The 6120-nt window shown below is 57.7% G+C and carries 4 protein-coding genes and 1 pseudogene; 3 read left to right on the top strand and 2 right to left on the bottom strand.

Translation table 11 applies throughout. The features are described from left to right. Positions 1-103, top strand: a pseudogene (locus tag BCS36_RS11405) (IS5/IS1182 family transposase); the annotation flags it as partial. 263 nt (positions 104-366) lie between these two features. Here the strand turns inward: BCS36_RS11405 and BCS36_RS11400 are convergent. Together BCS36_RS11400 and BCS36_RS11395 are read right to left on the bottom strand one after the other, a co-directional pair. After that, positions 367-1086 carry a hypothetical protein gene (locus BCS36_RS11400; RefSeq protein WP_291303014.1) on the bottom strand — a complete coding sequence of 240 codons (720 nt, stop codon included), beginning with the start codon at positions 1084-1086 and terminating at the stop codon, positions 367-369. Positions 1087-1525: 439 nt separating this feature from the next. Beyond that, positions 1526-2782 carry a YIP1 family protein gene (locus BCS36_RS11395; RefSeq protein WP_291303013.1) on the bottom strand — a complete coding sequence of 419 codons (1257 nt, stop codon included), beginning with the start codon at positions 2780-2782 and terminating at the stop codon, positions 1526-1528. A gap of 574 nt (positions 2783-3356) precedes the next feature. On the opposite strand from BCS36_RS11395, the gene BCS36_RS11390 reads away from it, so the two are divergent. Together BCS36_RS11390 and BCS36_RS11385 are read left to right on the top strand one after the other, a co-directional pair. After that, the gene (locus BCS36_RS11390) at positions 3357-4577 is read left to right on the top strand and encodes a sodium:calcium antiporter (protein ID WP_291303012.1); all 1221 of its coding nucleotides are present in this window, start codon (positions 3357-3359) and stop codon (positions 4575-4577) included. Between the two features lie 204 nt (positions 4578-4781). Next, the gene (locus BCS36_RS11385) at positions 4782-6038 is read left to right on the top strand and encodes a DUF3298 and DUF4163 domain-containing protein (RefSeq protein WP_291303011.1); all 1257 of its coding nucleotides are present in this window, start codon (positions 4782-4784) and stop codon (positions 6036-6038) included. Positions 6039-6120 lie beyond the last annotated feature (82 nt).

Here is a 6120-nt window from a genome sequence, read left to right as displayed (position 1 = left end):
GAGGTGGCGAGGCATTGCTACTAGGTATGCAAAAACACTCGCAGCGTTCGCTGCTGCCGTGCGAATACGGTGCATTGCTCTGTGGCTGAAACTTTTATCATAACTCGTGTAGACACTATCTAAAACTTTTAATGCCTTATAGCAGAATGCAATGCGTTTTGTGATCTGAAGAGGGAAGGCCAAAGGCAGCGGCTTTCAGGCATCACGCCATTACAACGCTTACTTGCGCGAAAAGATGCCCCTTTGAGAATATATATTCTCAAAGGGGCATCTTTTAATTTCGGCGCATTGTCTCGCAGACAAACAGCCCTACGCCTTCACGGCAGGCGTCTGCCCACGCGACCGCCCGAGCAGTTTTACTTTGAACTAAAACGCCTTGGACTTGAACATGTCCGTCCACGAAGATTCCCTGGGAGCCGGGTGACTCGGGTCAACCCAACCCAGAACCTGACGTCCCATATCCCAGGCCAGGGTACGGGCAATGAGGCTTGAGGGGTCTTCGGGGTTCACTTCCGTTATGGAAAAGAGATAGAAATCGTGTACCTGACGCGCGTCCATAAGCCCACCCTGCGCCATGGACCACACAAGCGTGCCCGTCTTCACGTCATAGACTTCCATAGCCAGCGAAAGCGAACTGGTGCCGCCGGAGCCGCCGTCCATGTAGTGATTGATATAGCCGCTCACCAGCATCTGCGCTCCGCGCGCCCTGGCGATGGCAAGCGCGCGCTGCGGTTCGAAAGGCGTGGCGCTGGTATCATACTCAAGAGCGGAAAAGGCGTTGAGCGACAGCCACACCTGCCATATCTGGCGCGAAAACATGTTGCTGAAGGTAACGGCGTTGGACATCTGCTGCACCGTCCGCAAAGGAACAAAAAGCGCTGTGGGCCTGTACCCCAGTGGCTCTCTTGGCCGTACGTAAATGGCTGGCGACTGACGGCGCACAAAATTGCTTACCTGCACCTGAATGGGCGTGCTCAGATCTCCCGTCACGCCACGCTCGGTACGACTGCTGTCATCGGGCGCTCTGGCGCAGCCCGACGTCAGAAACAGCAACAGACAAAACCCCGCAGCAAACAAGATACGCATCAAGGGCCAGGGCGTATCTTCAAAATTCCGACCGCGCCATAGGCCTGAAACTGATGGGCAGGTATGCATATTTTACTCCTGACGTAAAACAAACCGGGCAGGCTGTCCCTCAGGGCAGATTACCGTTAATAATTGTTGTCTGGCCAGTGTGGCTTTTACCAGATCAGATTACCTTTGAAATACTTTGCATTTCAATTAGTCATTCTGTCGAAAATACAATTTTTGGGCGAATCCACGGCACGTTGCGCGCTGCACAGATGCCGAGGCAACGGATTTCTTATCCAACGTGCAGCAGCTGCGGTACGAACCGGCGCAACGCCAGTATTCTGGCATTTGCCAAAAGCGTGCCATAATAATCAACATGGCCGCTCCCCCGCCTTGTGCAGACGGTGGAACGGCCATGGCGCTTGCGGATCAGGCTATGGTCCGGCTTGCCCGGTCACATGCGGGCAGCCTGAAAAATCTGGAGAAGCAAAGGCGCTATCAGCAGAATAACCGGGGCCAGCCCCATGAGCGTTTGCGGCCATGTAAGCCTGAGCGCCGCACGGCAGCCCACCAGCACGCAGGCCACCATCCAGACAAAACCCACCAGAGAGCCCAGCAGGGGCACCACGCATAAAAGCGTGGGCGCGGCGGCGTAGGCCAGAACCTGAAAAACCTGGCCGAAATCGGCACGGCGACCGCGCACAAAACCATAGGTGAAGTTTATAAGCGCGCTGAGCACATACAGCTGGATTACGGACATGCCCGTTTTGATCAATATGATCATGGGCAGGCTCATCTGCGGCGAAAGCAGGACGAGCATCTTTTCCAGCTGTGGGTCGGAAGCGGCGCTGGGCGCCATAAGGGACATGAACACTCCAGACCAGACGCGCTCCACAACGACCTGAACCACGCTCACCAACAGATAAAAAATCAGGGCGCGCATCTGCGACCCATCGGGCCGCACCTGGCTGAAAAGGCGCTGCGTGCCAAACATGACGCGCATGCAGGTATGATAAAAGGCAGGCAGCCAGCCATCTGGCTCCGGGGCTGTTTCCCACGGTATGCCGCCTTCGCCGCCGTCATCATACTGGGCGTCATACCCATCGTGCCCGGCATCCCCTTCATGATCGTCAGCAGTACCCCCAAGGCGACGCTTGCGGTCATACTGACCATCATCCTCGTCGTAACGGCGGTTCTGCTCACGCTCATAGGCGCGGCTGGCTTCGGCGCGTGGGTCGTCATCATGATCCGCAGGGCCTTCAGGCCCGGTCTTGCCCGCGCCCACACCCCTCTTTTGCGCGCCATCCCGAGTATGGGCCTGTTCCCGCCCCCGCTGCTCTGCATCCGGCTGCGCGACATCGTTTGACCTTGCATCCTCGCGCGACCATGAGGGGCTTCCGGGAACAATGGCTCCCGGAGGCAGGGGGTCATCTTCATTGGGGTCTCGCGGCTCGCCTGCTGCAGCGTCCCGGTATTCCACGGAGCCTGCGGAATCTGGCTGATCGTGAGAAGCAGGAACCGCGCCCTGAGCGCGTGCGGGGCCGTGATCCCCGGTTTGCGGCGCATCCGGCAGAACCTCCTGCACGCCGGTGTCAGGCGCAAAGCGGAACCGGCAGGAACAATGGGGGCAGGTGGCGATAACCGCGCGCGCGGGGAGGCGGTCGGCGGGCACTTGGCGGCTGAAGCCGCAACGCGGACACGTAATATTCACAAAGCTTCTCCTGAGTAGGCACATCGTAAGGCCATAAAGTGGCGTATATAGTATCCACAGGCTTTGCCGCTGGCAAGCGTCCCGGCACGGTGCGCCCGTGATGCCCACATCCCCTTGCGCATGACGTGTTGAGATGGCCTGATGCCTGAAAAATGCTGCTCCTGCCTCTCTCGCCATATCAGAAACACCTTGTAACATACTAAAATACTATAATAGTTTTAGAGATTTGGGGCGTGATGGAGGGACCCGTTTGCAAAAGGCTCCCTCCCCCACAAGGTATTTCACCCCACAAACCTTTTGCTCCCTGCAAAGCAATGTAACGTAACCGTGCGCAATCGCCGAAACGGGCGTGCATACACGTTACAAATGCCGCCTCTCAAAGTTATTTTGCCCGCATGTTGACACAGACCTTCACTGGTTATAGCGTAACCGCACAAGGGGAGTAACTGGGTTCTTGAAACCCGGGCGGCATCAACAGCATGGCTTAAGCCTGGTGCCGCCGTCGGTTCCGCCGATTAGTGAGACCTTGGCGTCAACGCCAAGGTCTTTTTATTTTTTAAGGAGACAAGACATTATGACCATTCGTGCCCTAAGGCCCTATATATTGGCTGTACTCATGACCATTCCCGGTCTGGCTCTTCATCTTGCACCGTCCGATATTTCGCCTCTGATTGTTACCGCACTCTCGGGCATGGCCATTCTTGGAGCCTCATTTCTGCTAACCTGGGCCTGTGAAGTGGCCCAGATGGACATGCCGCAGGCCGTGGCCGTGGCTGTGGTGGCCTTTATCGCCGTGCTGCCCGAATATGCTGTGGACATGTACTTTACCTGGATGGCGGGCCAGCATCCCGAGAGTCCTTATTCCCACTACGCCATTGCCAACATGACCGGAGCCAACAGGCTGCTTATTGGCGTGGGGTGGTCGGCTATTGTGCTTATCTTTGCCGGGCGCTTCCACTCTGCCGTGGCCCTGCACAGCGACAAACGCACCGATGTGCTGTTTCTGGCCATGGCCACGGTCTATGCGCTTATCATTCCGCTCAAGGGCTCCCTTACCTGGGTGGACGGGCTGGTGCTTCTTGGCATCTACGTCTGGTACATACTCATCATCATGCGCCGCCCCGTTGAAGAAGAGGAACTTGAGGGCCCGGCCGCTGTACTGGCGCGCCTGGCCAAAAAAGTGCGCCTTCGCAGCGTGGGGTTCATTTTTTTGTTTGCGGCCATCGTGATTTTGGGCAATGCCGAGTCTTTCAGCGAAGGGCTGGTTGCCAGCGGCAAGATGCTGCACATCAACGAATTTCTGCTGGTGCAATGGATTGCCCCTCTGGCCTCGGAAGCGCCGGAATTTATTGTGGCCCTCATGTTCGCCTCGCGCGGCAACGCCGGATTGGCCCTTGGTTGCCTGCTTTCTTCAAAACTTAATCAATGGACTCTGCTGGTTGGCATGATACCTGGCGTATACGCGGCCTCTTCAGGCGGCTTTACGCCTCCCATAAACCTTGACACGCACCAGTTTCAGGAAATATTACTCACAGCCGGGCAATCTCTTTTTGCCGTGGCTTTGCTGCTGGACCTGCGGCTGCATGTACGCGAGGCGATCTGGCTGCTTCTGCTCTTCAGCCTGCAACTGCTTTCGCCCCTGTATGACGTACAACTTGAGACCATGCTGGGGCTGCCGCATGATCCCCTGCGACTGCATTTGTTCTATGCCAAGGTATATCTGGTGCTGGCGGCTGTGCTGCTCATCAAGAACTGGCGTCAGGCCTGGGAGCTCCGCAAGGGCTTCAAAGTTTAAATAAAGCATGTATACTGCCATACAGCGGCACAGCAGGGATAAGAGCACGTTCATTTTGAAGTGGCTCAGCCGTCTGCGGGAGCAGGCGCTCGCCGTGAAGGCGCAGGCGCAGTTTATTTGCGCTGCTCAGCGCCATAACGGGCGTATCTGGAACTTTGAGAATGTACATTCGCAAAGTTAATCTGCTCTAAATGAGGAAAAGCCATGCAGCTTCCTTTTCAGGTTTTGCGGTTTTTTCACCTTGCGGCCCTTTTGCTCCCGCTGGCAATATTCGCTCGTGCGGCCCGGCTTTCCGAGCCGTCACAGCGCAAGCAACACAGAATACACAGCCCCGGCGTGACGGCGGGGCGACTGCAAGACGGTTCCGCCCCTGATCTTGCAGAGGCACAGATGGCATACTACCTCCGGCAAAATGTTTCGCCTTCACCCATTACCGGTTATCAAGGTATCATATCCATGCCGCGCCTTTTGTCTTTTCTTCTGCTGGCGCTGCTGCTCGGTGAACGGGCAGCCGAGGCGGCCCGTATGCCGGATCAGCAGACCCTCTCTCCATCTCTGGCTCAGGAATTTACCGCTACCGCCGAACTGACGGAAGCCAGCACGGGGCATGAGTCCCCCCACCCTTTTGAAGCCACGGAGCATGCCCGCCCAGACGAGAGCGCCAAACCTGGCGCGTCGCCCCAGGAGCACGCCGGAGAACGCGCCGGGAATCAGACCGCGAACCATGCCGGAGAACGGGCGGAAGAACACGCCGGAGACCAGGCCGCCCCTGAAGACCAGTCCGCCCGCGACAACGCCGCTGCCATCATTTCCGGCTCGCGCAAGCCCGGCATCATTGAGCACCAGCTTGTCCGCGACCAGAGCGGCGGCCCCGTCATCAACATCAGCTACCCCTCCGTGGGCAGCAAACAGATAGACAGCGACATTCGCCAATGGGTCACTGGCATTGCCACAGCTTTTGAGCAAAGCTGCAGCAACGGCAGTTTCACGTCAGGGCCGGGGCTTGACGGCGAGCGCCCGCCTTATGAACTCTGGGGATCATACAGCGTCACCTCGCCTTCACCCGCTGGCCTCAGCATCACGTTCGAGGTATGGACTTACACCGGCGGGGCTCACGGCAACCTGGACGTCATGACCCTGAACTACAGCCTGCTCACAGGCCAGCGGCTCGGCCTTGTGGATCTTTTTGAGGACCCGGACGCGGCCCTGCACCTCATGTCCACCTGGTCATACACCGAGCTTTCGCGCCGCCTGGGCGGCATGAGGCAGGAACAGATGCTGCGCACCGGCCTTAACCCGGTGCCGGAAAATTTCGCCAGCCTGACCCTGACCCCGCAGGGCGTACGCATCAATTTTCAGCCCTATCAGGTCGCACCGTGGGCCGCTGGAGCTCAAAAAGTGGACATGCCTCTGGATCAACTCCTGCCGGCCAGTCCCCTGCTGCGCCTTTGGGGCCGCTAGAACCAAGGGTAAAGGTGCTTTTTGAAATGCTTTGTGGGGGAGGGACCCTTTTGCAAAAGGGTCCCTCCCCCACGCCCCCACC

It is taken from the genome of Desulfovibrio sp. MES5 (genome assembly GCF_002237645.1).
Classification (GTDB): domain Bacteria; phylum Desulfobacterota; class Desulfovibrionia; order Desulfovibrionales; family Desulfovibrionaceae; genus Desulfovibrio.
The sequence above is the reverse complement of the archived record's forward strand: the minus strand, read 5'-3'. Positions and strand labels throughout refer to the sequence as shown.

Coding starts and splice junctions, on each gene's coding strand:
- BCS36_RS11400 (WP_291303014.1), bottom strand. CDS start 1,086: ATGCGTATCTTGTTTGCTGCGGGGTTTTGTCTGTTGCTGTTTCTGACG.
- BCS36_RS11390 (WP_291303012.1), top strand. CDS start 3,357: ATGACCATTCGTGCCCTAAGGCCCTATATATTGGCTGTACTCATGACC.
- BCS36_RS11385 (WP_291303011.1), top strand. CDS start 4,782: ATGCAGCTTCCTTTTCAGGTTTTGCGGTTTTTTCACCTTGCGGCCCTT.